This window comes from Fulvivirga ligni (assembly GCF_021389935.1).
GTDB classification, from domain to species: domain Bacteria; phylum Bacteroidota; class Bacteroidia; order Cytophagales; family Cyclobacteriaceae; genus Fulvivirga; species Fulvivirga ligni.
The window spans coordinates 36,685-59,763 of record NZ_CP089979.1 but is presented as its reverse complement, the minus strand read 5'-3'; the positions used below and the strand labels follow the sequence as shown (position 1 = coordinate 59,763).

Here is a 23,079-nt window from a genome sequence, read left to right as displayed (position 1 = left end):
TAGTTACAGCCTGTATTCGTCCGTGTATATTTATATTATGCCAAGGCTAAAGGTCTAATTTGATGATATATTTAGTTTTCTCCTATATTATTGTCACCGAATTGTTTTTGCAGGTAATATAACTTTGACCGAAACCTAATTATATTGTCCTCTCTTACTGATATCAAAGTTTGAGCTCTTAGTTTATTATTCTCAAGGTTCTGTCTGCCATCGCCAGTTAAAAAGGTGTCAGTACTGAATAACATCTCATTAGATGCTAATATTATTTTATTCCAAAAAACTAAACTATTCTCCATACAAGACAGTAAAAGATATCCATGATCAATAATTTTTGAATTAGGTTGCCAATCTCCTATTATCTCTCCGGCCTCAGTATTTGGAACATAATCAATAAGATTAAATAAGGTATCCGCAATGACTCTGAATTTAATCAAATTTGACGAGTCTTCTCTTATAATATTTCCGTAAAGTACATTTCTTGATAAAGCTTCGAAAGATCTTTTTATTTCAGTGTCATTGTCTTTGTTTTTTGTAATTATTTTTTGACCTACTACATAAATTAAGGAGGTAATAGCAATCGAAGATAAACCAGCAATTTGGTTGTTATTGCTAAATCCTGAATATGCTGTAACTCCACCTGCTATCCCAAGAATATTCATACCATTTCTAATCCAGTCGTGTGCCTTTTCATTTGTTCCTGGCTCAAAGATGACCATAGATTCTGCCAAGGAATGATAGGCCGATTCTGAATATGCCTGATCTCTAATATGTCGAACAGATGCTGCAAATGATACAAGAACATCTTGGCTGTATTTTTTATTATAAATTCCAGCACTGTCAATTTCATTTCTTAATGCTTCAGTAGCGTTACTTAAATCAATTATCGCTGAATATTGAATTATTTGCTTAGATATATTTTGTTTTCTACTTAATAATCTAGCACGTTCTGTTTCCCATTTTGTTAATGAATTCAAAATGGCTAATAGTTCATTTCTCTTGCTATATAGGGCTACGGAATCTGTAATTTGAAATTTGTGGTCAATTATCAGATTAGCTATAGAGTCATACGTTTTGTTCAGTTTTTCTCGAATAGGTGTTGGTTTTTTAGAATTATGTTCTTTAAGTAAAGAATCTAACGTATTTGACTCATTTGCAAGTTCGGTCAGAAACTGATTTATTTTTTCAGATATTGGTTCTTGTGCCACAAGTTCTGTTTCGTTGGAAACAATAAGGATAATGAGGTAAAGAAAGAATAAATAGTTTTTCATAATTGAATCATTGTATGTGCAGGAATAAAAATTTTGATGTGGCTTTATTGCCTGGATAATGAAATCAATAAAGTATTTATTGAATTTTATACTTGAAAAATTAAGTCTATTGATAAAGGAAATCAATACCCAACATTGGGTATTTTTGAAGATTTCTCCATAATATTAGTTGATTAAATGCTTTTTCAGGCATTTTTGAGATTAGATCCTATTACTATTGAGATAAAAGAAAATAGTTTTATAGAGGATTTTCTGGAAGAAAATCTTTTGGTGAACATCCAAAATGTTTAGCGAGGGTATTAAGATGGTTTAGGTTGTATTTACTAGGGTATCTCGGGCTTTCAATCTGACCAATAAAACCACGAGAAAGATCCAGAAAAATAGCTAAATCATCCTGAGACAGATTCCTTGCTACCCGTAGATCTTTTACCCTGCTGACCACAGCCATTTCAAAATCGCTTTTTTTATTCATGACCTTTTGCAATTAGGGAAAAGATCATTACATTTATGCTTAGTTATAACTAAGCAAATAAGTTTAAAGTAGAACTAATCGTTTAGTTTATAAGTTTCTTGTTTTCAATTTTTAATAATAAGAATTAAAATTTGAGTCATTTAAGCACATCTTATTCGAGCTTTATAAAGGGTCACATTTCCGCCTTAGATAAAATCTACTCTCAATACAGTCGCCGCATCTTCTGGATCGGCATGAACCTAATCAATGATAGCTTTATTGTAGATTCATTATTGCAGGATGCTTTTTTGAGGTTGTGGGTAAACAGAGAGAATATTCAATCTCCTGAGCATATTTTCTTTTTCTTGAGGTTTGTGATTACCAAAAGTTGCATTACCTATTATAGCAGCCCTAAGAACAAGTTTCTTAGGAAGATCAATTCATTAGAGGAGTTTGATAACTACCAAGAATATATGGCTGGCTACGATCCTGAAAGTGAGTTTGAAATCCAGCAAGCACAGGAGCAGGAGCAACAGGCCTTTGATAGAGTTGGGAGGGTACTTCCCTTGCTGGATGCTGACAGAAGGCATTTAATTGAACTTTGCTTAAAATATGGCTTTCAGTATAAAGCTATTGCCCAGTCTATGGGAAAGAATGTTCAGGAGACTTGTTATGAAGTGAAAATGGCCATCCGGGATATTAAAATGATTATCAACCAGGGAAAAACTAAAAACAGGCCAGCGTTAGGTATGAAGGTGCAGGGTAGTATGACTGAGGAGCAAGCGGAGGTATTGAAACTTCGCTGTGAAAAAAAGTATTCCTTTGCTGCCATTGCCAGACAGCTCAATCTATCGCAAAAGGAAGTGCATAGCCAATTCATGGTTGCGTATAAGCTATTACAAGATAAACACCATCAGGCATTGCAAACAGCTTAACATGGAAAAGTCTACCCTTAAACTTACTCGTAAGATCCAGCTATTAGTAGACCTGCCTACGCAAGAGGAAAGAAAGGAGGTTTTGAATAAGCTCTATCAATGGCAGAACCGCTGCTTTAGAGCAGCCAATTTAATCGTGTCCCATCTTTATACACAGGAGATGATCAAAGAATTCTTTTATTTATCGGAAGGGATAAAATATAAACTGGTTGATAAAAAGAAGGATGATGCTGGTATCTTGCAACGCTCTCGTATCAATTGTACGTATCGAGTGGTATCAGACCGTTTCCTGGGAGAGATCCCTACCAATATTCTGTCCAACCTCAACAGGACTTTAATTGCTTCTTTCAATAAGAATAAAAATGCATATTGGAAGGGTGAACGTTCATTAAAAAATTTCAGGAGGGACATGGCTTTTCCATTTAGTCCTGAATGTCTTGGAGGGCTTGCCCATGTTTCTGAGAAAACTGCATTTTGTTTCCGTCTATTTCAAATTCCTTTTCGCACTTATTTAGGGAATGATTATACTGATAAGCGCAGGCTATTGGAAAAAGTGATTAATGGAGAGACCAAACTGTGTACTTCTCACATTAAGCTCAAGGATGGTAAGATTTTCTGGCTACCGGTATTTGAAATAGAGAGAGATCAGCAGGAAATTAAACCGGAGGTAATGGCAGAAGCTTCTTTATCTTTGCAATATCCTATAGTAGTGAAAATAGATAAGGCCAAGCTTACTATTGGTACAAGAGAAGAGTTTCTATACAGGAGATTAGCTATCCAGGCTGCTACTAAAAGGGCACAGGTGGGAGCCACCTATAATAGATCCGGCAAAGGAATTAAAAGAAAGTTAAAAGCAGTAGACAGGCTTAGAGAGGCAGAAAGAAACTATGTATATCATCGTATACATGTATACAGTAAGAGATTGATTGACTTTTGCATTAAACACCAGGCAGGAACACTCATATTATTAAATCAGGAAGAGAAGATCACTATAGCCAAGGAGGAAGAATTTGTGTTAAGGAACTGGAGCTATTATGAGCTGATTACTAAAATAAAATACAAAGCTGATAAAGCAGGTATTGAAGTGATAGTAGATTAGACTATCCGACTGAGGGTGCTTGTACACCCGTAAGGTGAGGTAATGAATAAATACACTCACTAAATGTGAACAGCATATACAACGCGTGGGTACTCTTATTTTTGATGTACGGTCAACTTGAGCTTAATACTCTTCCTTGGGCAGGTCGTAATTGCAATTACTATTTCAAGATGAATTTTAAAGATGAGAATTAAGCTGAGTAAGGCTTCAAATTCTTGTTGATTCACAATAGATCTCCTCAGGCATGACTTTTTTATGATTAAATTGAGCCCAGTTTAAATTATTTATGATACTCAAAGAGAGGCAAAATGTAGACTATTTTGAACTCTATTCTCCATTAACATTTTTTCAATATCCTGATAATCATAGTATATAACTCCCCCTATTTTAGTAAAGGGTAGAGTGCCATTTATTCGTAAGTTTTGTAATGTTCCAGGAGAGATATCCAGTAACTTCCTTACTTCGGGTGACTTAAGCCATTTTTTCACAGGTGTTCCAGCATGCTCTTTTAAAATTTTTTTAAACTCATCTATCAATTCAAGTTTAAATTCTCTAAGATCGTCTTGGGTGATAATTTCAGTAGCCATAATCTCTAAATTTAGTGTTAATACTAATATGTTGATATATACTTTGCCCTATTCACAAGTGGGGGACAACGTGGTAACTTTTATGTATTAAATTGAATAGAGCTTCTTCCTCCAGCCGTTTCATTCCGTGCCTCCATTCAACAGCTTATGTAACCCGCGGTAAGAGAAGAACTATGAAGCCAACGCACCTTCTTTCCAGGACATAGATCTACCCTTACCTTTTGCCTAACCCCGGTAACCTTATAGCTATCAAGCGAATAAATTATTAGATTAATTAATTACTAAATATGATACCCCCATCACCTCCATTTCCAGGCAAAGTTTTATTTTCAGAAAGAGCCTGTCAAGGGTATATTAACAGCGCCCTGCCTATACCTACCCGAAGCTGCCCTTGACAGAATCTTTCTTCAAATAGTGAAGGCCTTTAAGAGGTAAGTGGGTGGGGAATTTAAGATGATTTTTTTAATAGTTGGAGCAGGCTCGGTTTTACACTATGAGTAAGCTTTTACCAATTAGCAAGATGTACAAATGTATACACATTTGGCTCTTGGCCCTGGCTGGGCAAGAGAGATTGGTCTCGGAACTCGGATGGTATGTTATACATATTGAATTATCAAATATATAGACCTTCAAAGTGTTTAAATACAAGACACTGACTTGAGACGTATATCGTCCAAAATTAAAGGTGTTGATAAATTTTTTCTAATGAATCCCTAACGGCAGGATGACATTTCACCATGGCCTCTTCATAACGAACAGCAGGAATGCTTAACAATCGGGCTAATGGCGGCTGAACTATTCCCCACTCTTCGTAGCAGTAGCCGTCATAATCTTTTAATGCCTGTATGATCTGCTCATTATGTTCTGCAATTTTATTCATCAACCCAAGGGGGTTTTTTATTTCACCTTTGAGCTGTTCCCTGACTAAATTATAGCTTAGCATATGGGGCATTAAAACTTTTATTAGCCGATGGCCTCTAGCTTCAATTTCGTTGCCAACATAGTCGGGTAATTTGTCAATAGAGGTCACCGTGGAAATGATCGACCCGAATTCATCAGAGTCCTCCAACTCCTTCACTTCAATGCCCCAAGTTTCCAGTTTTGACCGGATATAAAAATCTTGATCATTAATGATGTTAACAAAAATGGGATTCAGATCAAGGCTATCCTCATGGTCCTGGATGTAATTATATAAGCTGATCAGGCTCAGTAATCCTGAATTTTCAAAGTATCCCCCGTCCAAAAAACTTCCCATTCCTTCAATTTTGGCGGACGGGCTGACAATAGGAAAACGATTGGTCGTGGAGACAGCACTATAAAATGTCAACCCTTTTAAGGAGTTATGGGGTAACTTTTCGGTGCGAATAGCACCCGGGAAAGCCTCCTCCGGGAATTTGACTGATGATGCCACACCATGCTTGCCCCCGACCATGGTTGAGTTTAGTATCAGGGCCGGGAAACGCAATCCCTGCCTTTGCCGAGACGCATAAAAATCTTTCCAATAATCCAAATAGCTCACTTCATTAAATTTACCCATCCCTGCATTCCTGGCATGATAGGCCATACTCTTAAAAGCCCGGTCCCCACCTTCTGACCAGGGGAGGTATTCACGTATCCAGTCCCTGCCCAGCAGATAGGTAAGTTCATTGGACAGCACATTCGATTCACCGATCTGTCGTGCCTTATCATTGATATCATGGGGATGTTCCTTAAGGGCAACGACAAAATTTCCAATCCCCAGTGCACCGCCGGACACGCCGGAAAGGGCCAGCGTTCGATCAAAAAATTGAGGTGCATTTTCCTGAATATCGTTCAGTAGCAGCATATTCCATAAGTTGGCCTTAAGACCACCCCCATAGGACCCCACCAAGAAAAACGAGGTATCGGGATGGTTTTGGATATCCCTAAAAAAATCCGAGCTGGACATTTCATTCCGGATGGGCGCTGTCTCCAGCGTATGCAGGTTATTCCCCCTCGTACCAAAGTAGGTTGCCACGGCCATTATCGCCAAGACTACGATGAGCATACCGTAACGATAGAAATTACTGAAAGGTACCGGCTGATTCCGGTAATAGAACAGGATATGTTTGAACAGGATGGTCAGAAAATAATAAAATACGATGAGGTAGCATAATATGATATTCATCGGGTTCAATACCGTTGTCAGATCAAACCAAAAATTGGCTATTAGCAAAACCATCAACGATGTAATGCCTCCAAAGCGCATCAGCTTGAGGTAGCTGATGTTGTCACTTAACAGCCCCAAGCAATACCATTTTGGAGGCCTGGTTGGATCGGCTTTACTGGTCTTTGGGTTGAACCGCTTAAAGACGGACAACACGGTGGCATTGAACATGGCAGGATTCCTGTTTTTAAGCCACTCGGAATAATAGATATATTTAAAATAAGTCCTTACAATCTTAAATTGAATATAACCCAGTATTTGCCATGGCAAAGCTGCCAGTACCAGCCAATATGTCACAGGATGCAAGGCAAACCATAGTCCCAGCCCACAGGCTATCACCGGCAGCAGAAAGGCGATGATATAAACCACATTGAAAATGATGACGTGTCCACGAATTTCCTTGACTATGCTTTCAGCCGTATGATTATCAAGGGATTCTTCAGCCAGCTCTTTTCTCCAGGAGGTGTACCTTCTGCCCAAGTAAAAGTACCAGGCGATGACCAATCCGAACAGGATGGCCGAAATTCCAATGGCGTTTACCACAATGCCATAAATATGGGCGCCTACGGAGATCATAATGTTTATTACTGCTATATATAATAAGATCCCCAAACTACGCCGCATGATTTTCACCCTGTTGTCATCATAGTCCGGATAACTCTTATGGTCATTCTTTGGCGCATAGTAAATGATTCCCATGCCCAATATTTTATCTTTTTCATCCATCTTCAAATCTATGCATCGGTTATTGTCATACAGCCAGATATCAAAATATACTGGGTAATGAGAGACAAGTATGGCCAGGAAGGTAAGCAACAAAAACAATATGGGGATATTCCAGGGCAGAAAGAAAAGATCAATGACAATCGTCCTTCCCTGGGGAATAAGCATTATTAATCCATAAATGATTCCGATGCACAAGATGCTTAATATGCAGGTAATTAGAAACCTGGGATATATTTTCGGACGTTGAAGCAACGGGTTCTTAAAAAGGCCATATAAAAGGAAGCCCAGGCATATGATGTAGGCAATTGTTTTGGCATCAATGATATAAATGATCCACGGAACGTATATAAAAAAAGAATACATAACGCCCTCCATCAGGTCAGTCAGGTAAGCGAGTGAGGCCGCGGCAACAAAAATGTAAGCGGCAGGTGTCTTACTCTTCGTGACAAGCAGCAAGGGACAATTATTGTTATCCTTTGCCCAAATGCCTATACATAATAGCAGAAACAGAGCCCAAAAAATATCAATTATAAAAAAGGCCCAATACCACCAGCAATGGCCGGCTTGAACAATAGCGCAATTTACACCCCTTAGCAGTTGTTCACAGTCGAAGTGCTCATGTTGGGGATGGGCTATAAAATCGTTAATGTGAAAATTCGAGATGATAACGATTTGAATTATGGTCAATACAAGCCAGGTCAGCACTAGCCATTTTAATTTTTTTAAGAGCCATGATTGCCATGAACCATCTGTTATTGTTTTTGCCACTGTTTTATTCAACTTAGTTGCTTTCAGAAGTTTCTTCTTTTTTCTTTTTCTTATTTCCCAATCGGGACAGGTATTCTGTAATCTTGACATCAACAGAAATGGCGAAAATTTGCTGGTTTCCAAAACGGTCAAAAAAGTCATTGTCTGATCTGATAGGGCGGCTGTATGTAAAATTTAAATCCAAGGCATTGTAAAATGCCACACCCAGCCCGACCCCCCATATCGGATCGTCAAATTCATTTTCCGAGGAGAGCTCTACTAGTTTATAAACCAGTCCCGACCCATAGGCAATGAGATAGAGATCCGAAACTAGAGGTTCTCGGGACTTTATGGTTTTAATAGTTGAAGGACAGCCTAATAGACCCCAATTACCAGTCTTTTCCCCAGGGCTATGACTATTACGTTTTTTAAAGTCAAGTAACTTTAACTTAAGACCAATCTTCTCTCCGGCATAAGCCCAAGAACTTAGTGTGTCGATCTGGAATCCTGCGGAATCGGGAAGTAGGGTGTTTGTCCGGAAATTGTAATTAGAACTTATGGCTTGATTAGCTCCGATTGAAAAATAAAAATTTAAGATATGGCTATCCCGGTTGGCGTATCTCTCATAAATACGGCTGATGATCTCTTCAACCTTAATTGAAATTTGATTTTTATCTTCATCGATGATGCTGTATTTCTGAATATTAGCAGTAAGTGTTGAGAGATAAAACCCTAGTTTCTTTTCTTTGAACATATCCCCTACAGTTTGAATTGTATTCAGTACAAATTGATAGGTTTCAGCTTTGTCTAACTGATCCAGCCGAATGAAAAAGTCAAGGACATGCAAGTAATTAGGTAACTTGGCTTGGTTAAAATGAGCAATATCAGCATCTTTCAGATCTAACAACATTTGATTTGACAATTCCGATGCTATCCATTGCTCATATTGACTTGCCAGCATAAGATATTTATGGTTAAATCCTTTACTTGAGGTTAATTCGATCAACAAGGGCATTAAACTTTCTTCAATGAAGTAAAGGTCATCCTGCGTTACTTCTGCTCTCTTTTTAAAGCTCATAAACGCTTGTAAATTTCTGCTGATTTTGTCACTAAGTTCGGATTTCACATCTGACGTGCTTATTTTCTGAAGGTCACTGAACACATTATCCGAATGATGATTTAAGGTTGACCGCAGTGATCCTGCTGAATCTAACGGGATACTACTTACTTCTATCTTCAGTTGCTCATTTAATTCAACAGGGGTCAGTGATTGATCTCCATAATTTTTTAAAAGAATAAAATACTTAAATAAGAATGAAACCTCTTTTTCGATTCTTTGCCTCAGTGTTACAATTTCTTGATTGTTACGAATTGCTTGATAAGCACTATGATCCTTATAATAACCTTCACCAAGCGCATATCCATCAATTAAAAATCCCAAGTCATCGGTAATAGTTTTATTGGATCTTAAAATATCATAGACAAGATCCAGGAAGAAATCTGAAAAGGTGTGCTTTTTGAACTCATATTCTTTTAATTGGTTTAATAAAACGCCCTGAGAAAACTTGGTAGTGTCTACTTTGAAATTAACATATACATTATATAGTGGATGGTTTCCCAGTTTTCTTGAGATTTGTAGATAAAATTCGGAGAAGCCATAGACCACCGCCAAATTTGCGCTGTTCCTGAGTAGGTTTTTTTCAATGGACTTCTTGTCCTCACTCTCTAATAAAATTGTAAAACAATTATAAGCGTACTCCCAGGTGGTATAATTTTGAGTGCCTAGATCATTAAAAATTGTTTTTTTGATAAATTCCCGTTTTAACTCCACCTGTTTTTCTCTTATGATTTCCGAGAGAATCTGAAGATCAATACTTCCTTTAGTTCCCAACACTTCCGCTATTCCTAGCTCAAGGGTGGGCGGGCTGGCTACCTGAGCATGTGACCCATTCCAGAAAAAAATGAGTATGACTGAAATGTAGATTATTACAGAAGGCTTATATTTTATAGTACCAGACATATATTTTCAATATAGTCAGGTTAATGGGATCATTTCAATACCTAACCTTGGGTATTTTTAGTTGTGGGAAGTTGTAGAATTGACAATAAATCAGATCAAATTCTGATGTACATAATAGTGAACAGAAACAAATTAAAGAGGTTATTTGATTAAGAATTATGTAATTATGATAGTTGATGCTGTGCAATTATCTATAAAAAAGGCAGAAACTGATGGGATTCTGCCTATTTAGTTTTTTAATAACTCTAAGTCCTTTTAACGAAAGAATATATCTTGAAGTGAGTAGTATAAACCTTTGGTGCTTTTATAGTTTATAGCTCTCTTAATGCTAATTGATAAGGCATTTAATATAAGATAATTTTGAATTTATAATACTCTAGACGAATAGGCAGCATGAATCATTTACACATCAAATGAAATAGTTTGAGGAACGATCTGACCCTGCGTGATTTTCTAATTTATATTAAGACAAATTCCTTATGACCCATCTCGTTCTTGGTCTTTCTTGAAATGCTCCTTTCATAAATAATATCTTTTTATCTCTTCCCTGTCTTAGCATTTCTCTAAAGTTAAACCCTCCTTTTGGAGGAGTTTTTATCAATAGGAATCGCTCATGCAATAAATCAGCACATTCATCTGCACTCATAGCGGCAATGTTATGCTTATGCATGTGATTCTGCAGAAAACTTCCAATTTCCTGTACTTGGTTGTTTGTATAGCTAAAGGACATAAGCAAAATTTATCTTTCCTGATTTTTCGTATATCTCACCTCTATTCCAAGCCCCAGCCAACAAATTATAAAGTTCTGTGCCTTCTGGAGTGATTGCAATATAACTTTCTTCTGATGTAGACTTTTTTCTAGAAAATAGTCCTGTATGCTTAAATTTCTCAAAATCGTCATCCAAATAATCTACGCCATTGAGATTATCCCTTTCAATTAGGAAAAACTTAATCAACATATTCTCACCGAACTTACCTATGTATGATTTAATATTTTCTTTCATAATAAAAAAAACAGGAGCTAGTCGTGTATAGTTCCCTATATTTTTTAAACATCAGTCAAATTATTTGGGAAGGTTTTACATAAGCTCCCATAACTAATGCAATTCTTAAAAAATCAAAAATTTATTAGATTAGCCTAATTATAAGAACTCAATGGCCTTATCTTTAATGCTGTTTGGAAAACCCTAATTTGATGTGTTTAAATTAAATTGCAGATCATTATTTCATTGTAAATAGGGCAAATTTTTATTTATAGTTATTGGCAACATGAATCAATCAGTACACAATAGATTAATAAGTTTTATCTGGTCCATTGCGGACGACTGCTTAAGAGATGTTTATGTAAGAGGTAAGTACAGAGATGTGATTTTGCCTATGGTGGTTTTGCGCAGGCTGGATGCTTTGCTAGAACCCACCAAAGAAGCAGTGATGGAAGAGCTTGCTTTTCAGCGAGATGAGGCCGGTTTTACCGAATGGGATGAGACGGGGCTGAGAGATGCTAGTGGGTACGTGTTTTATAATACCAGTGAATGGACACTGCAGCGTTTGTATGACACAGCCACTAATAGTCAACAGATTCTCCAGGCTAACTTTGAGGATTACCTCAATGGCTTTAGCCCTAATGTCAAAGAGATTATAGAGAAGTTTAAACTCAAGAGTCAAATCCGACACATGGCTACCAAAGATGTGCTATTGGATGTGTTGGAGAAATTTACCTCACCACACATTAACCTGACTCCCTTTGAAAAGGAAGACCCTGAAGGTAGAAAACTACCACCACTTTCTAATTTAGGAATGGGGTATGTGTTTGAGGAACTGATTCGAAAATTTAACGAAGAGAATAACGAAGAGGCTGGCGAGCACTTTACGCCACGTGAGGTAATTGACTTAATGACGCATATTGTTTTTGATCCTATCAAAGATCAATTACCGCCGGTTATGACAATTTACGACCCAGCTTGTGGCTCGGGAGGAATGCTTACCGAATCTCAGAATTTTATCAAAGATGAGGAAGGAGCCATTCGTGCCATGGGTGATGTCTACCTATACGGCAAGGAAATTAATGATGAAACCTATGCCATTTGTAAGTCTGACATGATGATCAAGGGGAACAACCCCGAAAATATCAGAGTTGGTTCTACGCTATCTACAGACGAGTTTTCAGGCCATACGTTTGATTTTATGCTGTCTAACCCTCCATATGGAAAGTCATGGAGCAGTGAGGTGAAATACATCAAAGATGGTAAAGATATTATTGACCCCCGTTTTCAAATTACCCTAAAAGATTATTGGGGCAATGCGGAAGAGGTGGATGCTACTTCTCGTTCTTCTGACGGGCAATTACTCTTTTTGATGGAGATGGTGAATAAAATGAAGCCGACAAGTCAAAGTATTATAGGCTCTAGAATTGCTTCGGTACATAATGGTTCTAGTTTGTTTACGGGTGATGCAGGCAGTGGTGAAAGCAATATCAGAAGATACATTATAGAAAATGATTTGTTAGACTGTATTATACAGCTTCCCAATAACCTTTTTTACAATACAGGCATTACCACGTATATCTGGTTATTGCACAACAGCAAAGAAGCGAAGCGAAAAGGGAAAGTATTACTGATTGATGCCTCGCAACGATATGCCAAACTGCGCAAGAACCTGGGTAACAAGAACTGCGAACTGACACCTTCTCATATCAAAGAAATTCAACAGGCAAATACCAATTTTGAGCCTATTGAACGACAAGCAGAGGATGGTTTGGCTGCCAAAGTATTTAACAACTCCGATTTTGGTTATTACAAAGTAACCATTGACAGGCCTGCCAGGCTAAAAGCTCAATTTACGAGGGAACGCATTGCGGAATTGCGCTTTGATAAAACCTTAAAAGAACCCATGCAATGGGCCTATGAAAATTATGGTGAAAAAGTATATTCAGATTTGAAATCTATTGAAAAAGAACTTTTGGAGTGGTGTGAGAAAAACGACCTGGATATGAACGCCAAAAAGCGTAAAACACTTACGGCCACTGCCACATGGAAAAAGCAAAAAGAGCTATTGGAAACTGCCCAGCAGTTAATGCAGGCTATTGGCACCGATGAATACAATGATTTTAATGTGTTTACCAACTTAGTAGATGATGAACTAAAGGCGAGAAAAATTAAACTATCAGCCTCTGAGAAGAATGCCATCCTGCAAACCGTGAGCTGGTATGATGAAACAGCCGAAAAGGTGATTAAGAAAACCCAGAAGCTCAATGGTGATAAGCTTGACCAACTCTTGCAGCATTTGGATTGCACCATAGCACAACTACCCGATTACGGCTACTACCCAAGTGGTAAAAAAGACGAATACATCATTTACGATAACCAAACCGACCTGCGTGACAGTGAAAGTGTGCCTTTGGCCGAAAACATTCACGAGTATTTCCTGCGAGAAGTAAAACCACATGTGGAAGAAGCCTGGATTGATTTGGACAAAACCAAAATTGGATATGAAATCAGTTTTAACAAGTATTTCTACCAACACAAGCCATTGCGAAGCTTGGAGGAAGTGAGTGCAGAAATCATTGAACTTGAAAAACTAGCCGAAAATATGATACAGGATATACTTGGGGTGTAATGGATTATGTATTCCTAGATACAAGTGCGTGGATTAATTTTGCTTGTGGGAAAAATCATGAGTCAAAATTTGATTACACCACGTCTAATCGTGATAATTTGGAAGGTTTAATTGCCTTGAAAGAGTCTAATAGTTTCATTCTTCTTAAGAACGAGATTATTGATTTGGAATTTAAAGAAGCAACCATTGAGCCCCTTATCAAAGCTTATCAAGATAATATTATACAGCATTTTAAATCAATTTTGGGATCAAAAATAATTCCGCACTGCAAGACTGATGAAACCCGTTCGGTGTTTAGAAATGCTTTGCTTCAGGTCGAAGAATTTGGTATTCCTTTTAGAGAGCTGAGTGAAAGCTTTAACCTTAGAGTAAAAACTCTATATGAATCAGCAAAACCCATAAATGTATCCGAAAACTTAAAACAAAAAGCCCTCAATTTTGGGATTACTAAGGATCATGTATTGTTTAAAAGTAGGCAAAACAACATTAACGATTACCTGATTTTATATTCAATACAAGAATGGATTGAATCCAATGATCAATTGAAAATATTAGATGAAACCACCCGGGATCATACAGTATACTTTGTAACGAAGAATGTGAAAGATTTTGGGATTAGCAAAGACGGTTTTGATCCAAATCTAGGACTCTCACAACTCATTGTTCCAATATATGACTTGGGGAATCTGGTAAGCTTGCTTAAGGCCAAAAAGAATGAGCCAGAGTTATCTGTAAATTTTCCACTGCGAGATGATTCAGAATTTGTTACGGATGCTCACACTATCTCTCCAATAGATAAGACTGTAGACACACTGGAAAAATTGATACGATTAAAAAGAGAATTCTTTATTTCTTACTTGAAAAACTCGACAAGTGCATTAGAACACGATTCCAAACTGAAATATCTCATAGATTTTGTTGAACCTCAGTTTAAAAATATAGCTGATTCAGGACATTATATTTTACGTTCGCAGAATCTGAAGAACTATCAAATGAATGTCAATGATTTGATTCAATCAGCAAACAAACAGCAAACTTCTCTTTCTCAAAAAGGAGATATTTTGATCATTTCTTTTGGCTCTAGAATGGGAGAGCATGCCTTAAATAATTTGGATACGAAAGTTGAAGTTCACCAAAGTGTCTACGTTTTAAGGGTGAATCAGAGTAAATTGATTCCAGAATATTTAGATTATCTCTTTAGATACCAGCGGTTTGGGACAGATGGAGCAGTTATTCCTCGACTGAGTTTACCACAACTTAAAAACTTAAAAATTAAACTTCCTACCTTAGATCAGCAAGAGAGCTTAGTCAGTCGCTTTAGGCAGAAGGAAAGAGAAATAGCGCAAGATATTGCTCTAATAAAACGGAAAATTCAAATGATCCTTGCATGAGATCCAATAATGAAAGACAACAACAATGAGCCAAGGCATTCAGATAAACATTAAAAAATATCCAGCCTACAAAGATTCTGGAGTAGAGTGGTTAGGCAAAATTCCCGAGTGCTGGGAACCAAAAAGAGTCAAGTCACTTTTTAGACTCATCATTGAGCCAGCTCCCAAAAACAATAACGAAGAATTACTCTCTGTTTACACAGATATTGGAGTTAAGCCCCGTAAGGACCTTGAAGAGAGAGGCAATAAAGCATCTACAACTGATGGTTATTGGAGAGTAAGAAAGGGTGATGTAATTGTGAATAAGTTGCTAGCATGGATGGGAGCGATAGGGGTATCAGATTATGATGGTGTTACAAGTCCTGCTTACGATATACTAAGAGCTAGAAAGGAAGTAAACGGAAGGTTTTTTCATTATATGTTCAGAATGCCAAGCTGCGTGTCAGAACTTAAAAGGCATTCTAGAGGCATAATGGATATGAGATTACGTCTATATTTTGATAAGTTCGGAGATGTTGTAGTTCCGTTTCCTTCCCTCCCCGAACAAACCGCCATCGCCAATTTCCTAGACGACAAAACCGCCAAAATAGACCAGGCCATTGCCCAAAAAGAAAAGATGATTGCCCTGCTCAAAGAACGCAAGCAAATCATCATTCAAAATGCAGTGACCAAAGGTTTAGACCCCAAAGTAAAACTCAGAGACTCTGGCGTGGAATGGATTGGGGAAATACCGGAGCATTGGGAGGTGAAGAAATTATTTGGTGTATGTCACTTCGTTAGAGGCAATTCAACTTTTAGTAAAGAGGAATTATTAGGTAAAGGTGAATATGTTGCTTTACAATACGGGAAAGCATATAAAGTTACTGAGGTTGATGAAAAATATGAATTCTATGTCAACAATGAATTTTATAAAGCTTCACAAGTTGTAAATCATGGTGATACTATTTTTATTTCAACATCTGAGACAATTGAAGATTTAGGTCATACGGTTTTTTACAATAGGAATGATTTGGGATTATTAGGTGGCGAACAGATGCTACTAAAACCAAAAAGCGAAACAGTAAATAGTAAATATTTGCATTTTTCATCAAAGGTCTTTTCTAAAGAATTAAGAAAGTATGCTACAGGGATTAAGGTATTTAGATTTAATATTAATGACTTAAAAACTATATATACACCTATACCACCAATAGATGAACAAAATGTAATTGTTCAGCACATAGAATTGCAATTAAATAAAATAGAACAAGCGATGTTACACCAACAAGCCCAAATAGAAAAACTCAAAGAATATAAAGCTACCTTGATAGATAGTGCTGTAATGGGGAAGATAAAAGTTAGTTTTTAAAAGTATTAAGAAAATAGACCATGAAAATAGAATTCAAAACCGGAGAAAATGAATTTGTGCTGCTTACTGTGTTTCGATTAAACACAGACCAGGATCAGTTCGAATTAATGAATGTCGAAAATGAGTCATGGATGAAATTGATTTTAGAGGATAATTCTTTTATTATTCAAGAACAGGATAATCGTATCTCAGAAACTGAGGAGGATATTCGCACTAAACTGGACCAATTAGTACTTCAGGTAATTGAAGCAGAACAGTCAGGTACTGATATCAATGCAACTGATTATACGGAAACCATTCAGCCTTTTGACCCTGAAGACATAAAAGTGCATGCAAAACAGTTTAGTCTTAGGCTTATATCTGATATGATAGATGATAATGATATTGATCTGTCTCCTGATTTTCAAAGAAATCTGGTCTGGAATAACTTTCAAAAGTCAAGATTAATTGAATCAATTCTCTTAAGAATTCCATTGCCCATGTTCTATTTTTCGGAAGATGACGAGGGTAGAATTACCATTGTAGATGGCCTTCAGCGGATTTCCACCATCAAAGATTTCATGGACAATAAATTTCGATTAAGAAATTTGGAATATTTAAATGATAGTTGTGATGGCCGTTACTTCAAGGATGAAGGAACGAAGAAAGGACTCGACCCTAAATATTTGCGCTGGTTTAATCAAACGCAATTTTCTGTTAATGTCATTGACCCCTCTTCTCCTGCAAAAGTGAAGTATGACATTTTTAGAAGGATTAACACTGGCGGCAAACCATTAAACAATCAGGAAATAAGAAATTGTTTGGCAGGAACCGGGCTAAGGGATACCTTGAGAAGAATGACTGAGTTAGAAGAATTTCAATCTGCTACAGACTATAGCATTAGATCCACTCGAATGGAGGATCAGGAAGTAGCACTTCGTTTCATCTTATTCCAAAGGTATTTCGAGCAAAACAATATGCAGGATTATAATGGAGCAATGGATAATGCGCTAGACTCTTTGACAGAGGATTTGTACAAAAGCCCTCAATCCGAATTAGAACATTTTGTGGATTTATTTAAAACAGCCATGGATAATGCAAAATACTTATTGGGACAAAGGTATGCCTTCCGGAAAATTAGAAGGGGCGATATTGAGCCAGACGCTTACAAACAACTCATTAATAAAGCATTATTCGTTTCACTTTCGGTGTTGCTTTCTTCCTACGACCATGAACTAATACGGTCAAAAAATGAAGAACTACAGCTATTAGTGCCACTGGCAAGTGCAATTGAAGATGATCATGAATTTCTTAATTACTTATCTTATGGTACAAATGGGAGAAGTAACCTTCTTTATGTTTTTGAAAAAGTTCAAAACTTAATTGTCGAAAACTTAACATTAGTATAATGGAGAAACTAGGCATACATAATTTTAAGTGTTTCCAGGAGGTTGAAATCCCTATTAATAGATTCACGGTATTTGCTGGCGCAAACGGCAATGGAAAAAGCACAGCTATTCAAACTTTACTCTTTTTGAGAAGAACAATTGAACATTGTGCAAAATGGGAAAAGAATCAATATAACTACTCTGAAACTAATAATCTTAAAGTAGATCTCAATGGCTCCTATTGTTTAGCATTTGGAGACAGTTCAAGCATAAGTAACAGACAAACAGAAGAATTCGTCACCCATCTAAGTCTTCATAATGATATAGGGAAATTTCAAGTAACCTATGAAATAGAACCATTAAAACTTTGGCTTGAACCTACAGCAGTAGAAGGAAGCCAATTCTTAAGAGATTCAGGTCTATTCTTTCAAGAATTCTATTATTTGAATGCTGAAAGAATTGGTCCGCGCATCAGTCAAACTATCCAGTTTTATGATTATCCAAATACTGGTTTTCAAGGTGAATATGTTGCACAGTTAATTGGTGATACTGAGTTTTCTTACAAGTATCAAGTTCCTAATGATAGGAGGTTTGAAGGTCATAATAGTCCACGCCTTGAACAGCAAGTAAATGCTTGGCTAGATTACCTCATACCTGGGGTTTCAATATCAGCCAAATACGATACACAAACAGGATCTGCTCAAGTTAGAGTTGAGAATCACTTTACAAAGGGCGATTCCATTATTGCTCCAAACATAGGATTCGGAATTAGTTATGTGCTACCCATTTTGGTAACTGGTTTGATCGCTAGGAAGGGCAGCTTTATGGTAATTGAAAATCCAGAGGCTCATTTACATCCGTCAGCACAGTCAAGAATTGGAAGGTTCTTGTCAATCATAGCCTCTTCAGGTGTCAAGGTAATTGTTGAAACACATAGTGATCATGTTCTAAATGGCATTCAGGTTGCAGCAGCAGCAGCCCTAATAAATCCTGATAATGTTAGCATAAATTTTTTTAGTCAAAATCAAGAAATGACTCAGCCCTATGTGCAAACAATATCAATCAATGAAATTGGAGAATTATCTAATTGGCCTTCTGGATTTTTTGATCAAAGCCAAATGGATTTTAGAGCACTTCTTAAATATCGAAAAAATCATGGCTAATCTTAGTATTCTGAATGAAGCTATTAAGGCTGAATCAATCATGTCGTTAGTTGAGGGGATGGAGTCTTTGGTGGCAATTGAATTTGATGATGATGATGAGAAATACCGACATAATTCTTTTTGGAGTTCAGAAGGATATCTACACTTATGTGAGGGAGATGGACAGCGAGTTCAATTTATTCTAAAATTTCTAGAGTCGTTTTTGCGAATGGATAATTATATCTCAAGTGAGCAAGAGTTATTAAATGCTTTTGATACACATGAGTGTGCATTTCTAGGAGTGAATTTTGAGGGTCTAGAATTGAACCAAAACAAATGCATTACGGACGATGAGACCTACAGTACATTTAAAAATGGGTTACTAGAGAATATTAGTTTTAGAAACTTTTGGGAAAAGCGGGTGCAGTTGTTTCCAGCCCTCATAATTTGTACACAAGTCCGACAACAGGTTGAGCAATTAGGCAACTCACCCTCATTCTACCAAATTATTGATCGTTTAAAAACGTTGAATCACATATGTAATGGTTGGAAGAAAGGCGATTTTTCTTACAAACTGATTAATGACACGTCATCATTAAATATTTCACCGGAGTCACAATCCACTATGCAACAGTTTGGCGAGGAAAGAAGGTTTCGTATGCCCAATGGAGGTACTCAGATTTTTGAACTTCACATAAAAACCGGCCTTTTTAGATTTCACTTCTATCCAGACAATAATACCAAAAAGATATATATTGGGTATATCGGACCTCACCTTAGAACTACCCGATATAAATAAATATCTATGAGTGCGTCACAAACCAATGAACAAGCCTTAGAAGCCGCTATAGAAAAAGCTTTAACTGGAACCTGCCTGGAAGAAATGAAGGAAATGGATAATATTGTTCAAGAAGCAAAATCCATATATGGCTCTGAAAAAAATTATCACTTTGGTGTTACTAATGATTTCAATGCCAAGTACGCTATAGACGAAACCCGGTTTTGGCACTTTTTAGAAGAAACCCAAAAGGAAGAACTCGAAAAGTTACAACGCTCTGCCGACTGGAAATTAAAAATTCTGGAGCGCTATGATCGGATGGTTAAAAAATATGGCATTCTCCGTTTATTGCGAAAGGGTTTAGAAGTGGAGGATGCTCATTTAACTTTATTATATCAACTACCTATGGCCAGCAGCAGCCAAGCGGTGAAAGATAGCTTCTCTAAAAATGAGTTTAGCGTTACACGTCAGGTACGCTATAATCTGGAAAATCCCCGAGAAGAGATTGATATGGTGGTGTTTATTAATGGCCTGGCCATAGCTACCCTGGAACTCAAAAATCAGTGGACCGGGCAAAATGCCAAAGTGCACGGCATCAAACAATACAAATATGACAGAGACATCCGTCAACCCCTGCTTAATTTTGGTCGGGCCATAGTCCATTTTGCAGTAGATCCAGATGAAGTATATATGTGCACTAAACTGGATAGGAGCAAATCATTTTTTCTTCCATTCAACAAAGGACACAACAATGGTAAAGGTAATCCACCAAACCCCTTTGGTCATAAATCAAACTATCTGTGGGAAGAAGTCTTCACCAGAGAGAGTTTGGCTAACATCATTCAGCACTTCGTTCGCTTTGATGGCAAAGCCACTGATGCATTAAACAAACGAACTTTATTTTTCCCGCGCTACCACCAACTAGATGTTGTGCGTAGAATACTCAAGCATGCTTCCCAGAATGGAGTAGGGCACACCTATTTAATTCAGCATTCTGCCGGTTCCGGAAAATCTAATTCCATAACCTGGGCTGCTTATCAATTGATAGAAGCCTACCCAGAACGTGAAGAGTTACTCGGTTCAAAGGGTATGCAAAATCCCTTGTTTGATTCCGTAATTGTAGTGACTGATAGAAGGTTGTTGGATAAACAGCTTCGAGAGAATATCAAGGAATTTTCGGAAGTTAAAAACATTGTGGCACCTGCCTTGTCGTCCAAAGACTTAAAAGATAGTTTGGAACAAGGCAAAAAGATCATCATTACTACTATTCAAAAATTTCCATTCATAGTAGATGGTATTGCTGATTTAAGTGATAAACGCTTTGCTGTAATCATAGATGAGGCACATAGCTCACAAAGCGGAACAGCAGCTGGTAAAATGAACCAGGCCATGGGGCAGAATGAAGAAGAGGAGGCGGATGCTCAGGATAAAATACTGAAAGCCATGCAAGCCCGTAAAATGAAAGGCAATGCCTCCTATCTTGCTTTTACGGCAACTCCAAAAAATGCCACCTTAGAACGGTTCGGTAGTAAGCAAGAGGATGGGACGTTTAAGCCTTTCCATTTATATTCAATGAAACAGGCCATTGAGGAAGGTTTTATTCTAGATGTATTGGCAAACTATACCACCTACAAAAGCTACTATGAGATAGAAAAGTCAATAGAGGATAATCCTTTATTTGACACAAAAAAAGCTCAGAAAAAACTGCGGGCCTATGTAGAGCGAGATAAACGCACCATTGCTACTAAAGCTGAGATAATGATGGAGCATTTTATCAGTAAGGTATATAATACCAAAAAGCTCAAGGGAAAGGCAAAAGGGATGGTAGTTACTCAAAATATTGAGTCGGCAGTTCGCTACTACCTATCAATAAATCAAATTCTAGCAGACAAAGGTAATCCGTTTAAAATCGCTATAGCATTTTCAGGAAAGAAAGTAGTGGATGGCATTGAATACACAGAAGGTGATTTAAATGGTTTTGCAGAAAAAGATACCAGAGATAAATTCGATACTGACGAGTATCGCATTTTAGTGGTAGCTAATAAATACCTAACCGGGTTCGATCAACCTAAGCTATGTACTATGTATGTAGATAAGAAGCTGCAAGGTGTTTTAGCCGTTCAGGCCCTAAGTAGATTAAATCGTGCTGCGGATAAGCTAGGTAAGAAAACAGAGGACTTGTTCATATTAGACTTCTTTAATCAGGTAGACGAAATTAAATCTTCTTTCGATCCTTTTTATACCTCTACTTCACTAAGTGGAGCCACAGACATTAATGTATTACACGAATTGAAAGGTACTCTGGATGATACAGGCGTTTACGAATGGTACGAAGTAGAGTCTTTTGTAGAGAAGTATTTTGAAGGTGTAGATGCCCAGCAGCTGAGTCCTATTATAGACACTTCAGCAGATCGTTTCAATCAAGACTTGGGTTTAGAAGATGATGAAAAAGCTGATTTTAAAATCAAATCCAAGCAATTCGTAAAAATATATGGTCAAATGGCTTCTATCATGCCTTATGAGGTTTTAGATTGGGAAAAGCTTTTCTGGTTTTTGAAATTTCTAATTCCCAAACTAATTGTTAAAACCAAAGAAGATGAATTAATTGATGAACTCTTAGAATCCGTTGATTTATCTACCTATGGATTGGAGCGGACTAAACTGAACCATGCTATTGAGTTAGATGATTCATCCACGGAACTAGATCCGCAAAACCCTAATCCAAGAGGAGCTCATGGAGGTGATGAAGAAAAGGACATGCTGGATGAAATAATCAGGACATTTAATGAAAGATGGTTTCATGGCTGGGATGCAACACCAGAGGATCAGCGGGTTAAATTTCTCACTCTAAGTAAGTATATTCAGGCACACCCGGACTATCAATCAAAAGTAGCTGATAATACTGATGTTCAAAACAGAGATTTAGCCTTTAAGAAGATACTTGATGATGTAATGAGCCAGCAAAGAAAAAAAGAGTTAGACCTATATAAACTCTATGCAAAAGACGATTCTTTCTACCAAGCCTTTTTTGATACCATGAAACGAATGATGGATTACCCGGATTTGAATAGGTAAAAATATTAGCAAGACTTAACCAAAGCGCATAATTCTGTTAAGCGAAGAAAAAAATGGAATTGATTTTTACGTCAACTTTTACTACATTAAATCACTGATTAATCAAAGTCAAGAGAAATTGATAAATGAGACCTATACGGTGAACTGAATATTAAAACATTTAGTAAGTATTTGATAATAAGATAATTGTGAAATGGGGTTCAAGTACAGTCATCCCGACTTTTTTATAACAAATAAGAGCAAAACCCCTTAAAACATATGTTTTAAGGGGTTTTTGTTTTTTATCCCACCAATTAAAAGCAAAGAAAATCAATAAAAATATGCCCTATTCATGGTCCCTTTTTT

16 protein-coding genes are annotated in these 23,079 nt (G+C 37.1%); 9 read left to right on the top strand and 7 right to left on the bottom strand.

The window, feature by feature from the left end:
• Positions 1 to 71: 71 nt before the first annotated feature.
• Positions 72 to 1,268 (bottom strand): hypothetical protein, encoded by a 1,197-nt coding sequence (locus LVD16_RS00245; protein WP_233771581.1) that lies wholly within the window; start codon positions 1,266 to 1,268, stop codon positions 72 to 74.
• A gap of 238 nt (positions 1,269 to 1,506) precedes the next feature.
• The gene (locus tag LVD16_RS00240) at positions 1,507 to 1,740 is read right to left on the bottom strand and encodes a helix-turn-helix domain-containing protein (RefSeq protein ID WP_233771580.1); all 234 of its coding nucleotides are present in this window, start codon (positions 1,738 to 1,740) and stop codon (positions 1,507 to 1,509) included.
• Positions 1,741 to 1,871: 131 nt separating this feature from the next.
• Here LVD16_RS00240 and LVD16_RS00235 point away from each other — a divergent pair, with 131 nt between their 5' ends.
• Positions 1,872 to 2,654 (top strand): RNA polymerase sigma factor, encoded by a 783-nt coding sequence (locus tag LVD16_RS00235; RefSeq protein WP_233771579.1) that lies wholly within the window; start codon positions 1,872 to 1,874, stop codon positions 2,652 to 2,654.
• Between the two features lies 1 nt (position 2,655).
• Positions 2,656 to 3,753: a hypothetical protein gene (locus tag LVD16_RS00230; protein WP_233771578.1), complete on the top strand. Its 1,098-nt coding sequence runs from the start codon at positions 2,656 to 2,658 to the stop codon at positions 3,751 to 3,753.
• A gap of 293 nt (positions 3,754 to 4,046) precedes the next feature.
• On the opposite strand, the gene LVD16_RS00225 is transcribed toward LVD16_RS00230, so the two are convergent.
• The 5 genes from LVD16_RS00225 to LVD16_RS00205 form a co-directional block, all read right to left on the bottom strand.
• The gene (locus LVD16_RS00225; protein WP_233771577.1) at positions 4,047 to 4,340 is read right to left on the bottom strand and encodes a helix-turn-helix domain-containing protein; all 294 of its coding nucleotides are present in this window, start codon (positions 4,338 to 4,340) and stop codon (positions 4,047 to 4,049) included.
• 679 nt (positions 4,341 to 5,019) lie between these two features.
• The gene (locus LVD16_RS00220; protein WP_233771576.1) at positions 5,020 to 8,109 is read right to left on the bottom strand and encodes a hypothetical protein; all 3,090 of its coding nucleotides are present in this window, start codon (positions 8,107 to 8,109) and stop codon (positions 5,020 to 5,022) included.
• Positions 8,033 to 10,018: a hypothetical protein gene (locus tag LVD16_RS00215; RefSeq protein ID WP_233771575.1), complete on the bottom strand. Its 1,986-nt coding sequence runs from the start codon at positions 10,016 to 10,018 to the stop codon at positions 8,033 to 8,035. The genes LVD16_RS00220 and LVD16_RS00215 overlap by 77 nt, the downstream gene beginning before the upstream one ends.
• A 463-nt stretch (positions 10,019 to 10,481) precedes the next feature.
• A complete protein-coding gene (locus LVD16_RS00210) occupies positions 10,482 to 10,664 on the bottom strand; it encodes a hypothetical protein (protein ID WP_233771574.1) in 183 nt (60 codons plus the stop codon).
• 73 nt (positions 10,665 to 10,737) lie between these two features.
• A complete protein-coding gene (locus LVD16_RS00205; RefSeq protein ID WP_233771573.1) occupies positions 10,738 to 11,022 on the bottom strand; it encodes a hypothetical protein in 285 nt (94 codons plus the stop codon).
• Between the two features lie 265 nt (positions 11,023 to 11,287).
• Here LVD16_RS00205 and LVD16_RS00200 point away from each other — a divergent pair, with 265 nt between their 5' ends.
• Genes LVD16_RS00200 through LVD16_RS00170 form a run of 7 tightly spaced genes read left to right on the top strand, consistent with a single transcriptional unit; the run spans position 11,288 to position 22,734 of the window.
• Entirely contained in the window at positions 11,288 to 13,633 is a 2,346-nt protein-coding gene (locus LVD16_RS00200; protein WP_233771572.1) for a type I restriction-modification system subunit M, read from the top strand.
• Positions 13,633 to 15,024 carry a restriction endonuclease subunit S gene (locus LVD16_RS00195; protein WP_233771571.1) on the top strand — a complete coding sequence of 464 codons (1,392 nt, stop codon included), beginning with the start codon at positions 13,633 to 13,635 and terminating at the stop codon, positions 15,022 to 15,024. The genes LVD16_RS00200 and LVD16_RS00195 overlap by 1 nt, the downstream gene beginning before the upstream one ends.
• Positions 15,025 to 15,049: 25 nt before the next feature.
• The gene (locus tag LVD16_RS00190; RefSeq protein WP_233771570.1) at positions 15,050 to 16,372 is read left to right on the top strand and encodes a restriction endonuclease subunit S; all 1,323 of its coding nucleotides are present in this window, start codon (positions 15,050 to 15,052) and stop codon (positions 16,370 to 16,372) included.
• A gap of 20 nt (positions 16,373 to 16,392) precedes the next feature.
• Positions 16,393 to 17,760, top strand: coding sequence for a DUF262 domain-containing protein (locus LVD16_RS00185; RefSeq protein WP_233771569.1), 1,368 nt, complete (start codon positions 16,393 to 16,395; stop codon positions 17,758 to 17,760).
• Complete coding sequence (locus LVD16_RS00180; RefSeq protein ID WP_233771568.1) at positions 17,760 to 18,902, top strand: AAA family ATPase; 1,143 nt, start codon at positions 17,760 to 17,762, stop codon at positions 18,900 to 18,902. The genes LVD16_RS00185 and LVD16_RS00180 overlap by 1 nt, the downstream gene beginning before the upstream one ends.
• The gene (locus tag LVD16_RS00175; protein ID WP_233771567.1) at positions 18,895 to 19,680 is read left to right on the top strand and encodes a hypothetical protein; all 786 of its coding nucleotides are present in this window, start codon (positions 18,895 to 18,897) and stop codon (positions 19,678 to 19,680) included. The genes LVD16_RS00180 and LVD16_RS00175 overlap by 8 nt, the downstream gene beginning before the upstream one ends.
• Before the next feature lie 6 nt (positions 19,681 to 19,686).
• Entirely contained in the window at positions 19,687 to 22,734 is a 3,048-nt protein-coding gene (locus LVD16_RS00170) for a type I restriction endonuclease subunit R (RefSeq protein ID WP_233771566.1), read from the top strand.
• Positions 22,735 to 23,079: the final 345 nt, after the last annotated feature.

Excerpts from the sequence above, each read along its gene's own strand:
- LVD16_RS00230 (WP_233771578.1), top strand. The coding sequence starts at position 2,656 with ATGGAAAAGTCTACCCTTAAACTTACTCGTAAGATCCAGCTATTAGTA.
- LVD16_RS00215 (WP_233771575.1), bottom strand. The coding sequence starts at position 10,018 with ATGTCTGGTACTATAAAATATAAGCCTTCTGTAATAATCTACATTTCA.
- LVD16_RS00195 (WP_233771571.1), top strand. The coding sequence starts at position 13,633 with ATGGATTATGTATTCCTAGATACAAGTGCGTGGATTAATTTTGCTTGT.
- LVD16_RS00200 (WP_233771572.1), top strand. The coding sequence starts at position 11,288 with ATGAATCAATCAGTACACAATAGATTAATAAGTTTTATCTGGTCCATT.
- LVD16_RS00170 (WP_233771566.1), top strand. The coding sequence starts at position 19,687 with ATGAGTGCGTCACAAACCAATGAACAAGCCTTAGAAGCCGCTATAGAA.
- LVD16_RS00205 (WP_233771573.1), bottom strand. The coding sequence starts at position 11,022 with ATGAAAGAAAATATTAAATCATACATAGGTAAGTTCGGTGAGAATATG.
- LVD16_RS00245 (WP_233771581.1), bottom strand. The coding sequence starts at position 1,268 with ATGAAAAACTATTTATTCTTTCTTTACCTCATTATCCTTATTGTTTCC.
- LVD16_RS00220 (WP_233771576.1), bottom strand. The coding sequence starts at position 8,109 with ATGTCAAGATTACAGAATACCTGTCCCGATTGGGAAATAAGAAAAAGA.
- LVD16_RS00185 (WP_233771569.1), top strand. The coding sequence starts at position 16,393 with ATGAAAATAGAATTCAAAACCGGAGAAAATGAATTTGTGCTGCTTACT.
- LVD16_RS00190 (WP_233771570.1), top strand. The coding sequence starts at position 15,050 with ATGAGCCAAGGCATTCAGATAAACATTAAAAAATATCCAGCCTACAAA.
- LVD16_RS00180 (WP_233771568.1), top strand. The coding sequence starts at position 17,760 with ATGGAGAAACTAGGCATACATAATTTTAAGTGTTTCCAGGAGGTTGAA.
- LVD16_RS00240 (WP_233771580.1), bottom strand. The coding sequence starts at position 1,740 with ATGAATAAAAAAAGCGATTTTGAAATGGCTGTGGTCAGCAGGGTAAAA.
- LVD16_RS00210 (WP_233771574.1), bottom strand. The coding sequence starts at position 10,664 with ATGAGTGCAGATGAATGTGCTGATTTATTGCATGAGCGATTCCTATTG.
- LVD16_RS00175 (WP_233771567.1), top strand. The coding sequence starts at position 18,895 with ATGGCTAATCTTAGTATTCTGAATGAAGCTATTAAGGCTGAATCAATC.
- LVD16_RS00225 (WP_233771577.1), bottom strand. The coding sequence starts at position 4,340 with ATGGCTACTGAAATTATCACCCAAGACGATCTTAGAGAATTTAAACTT.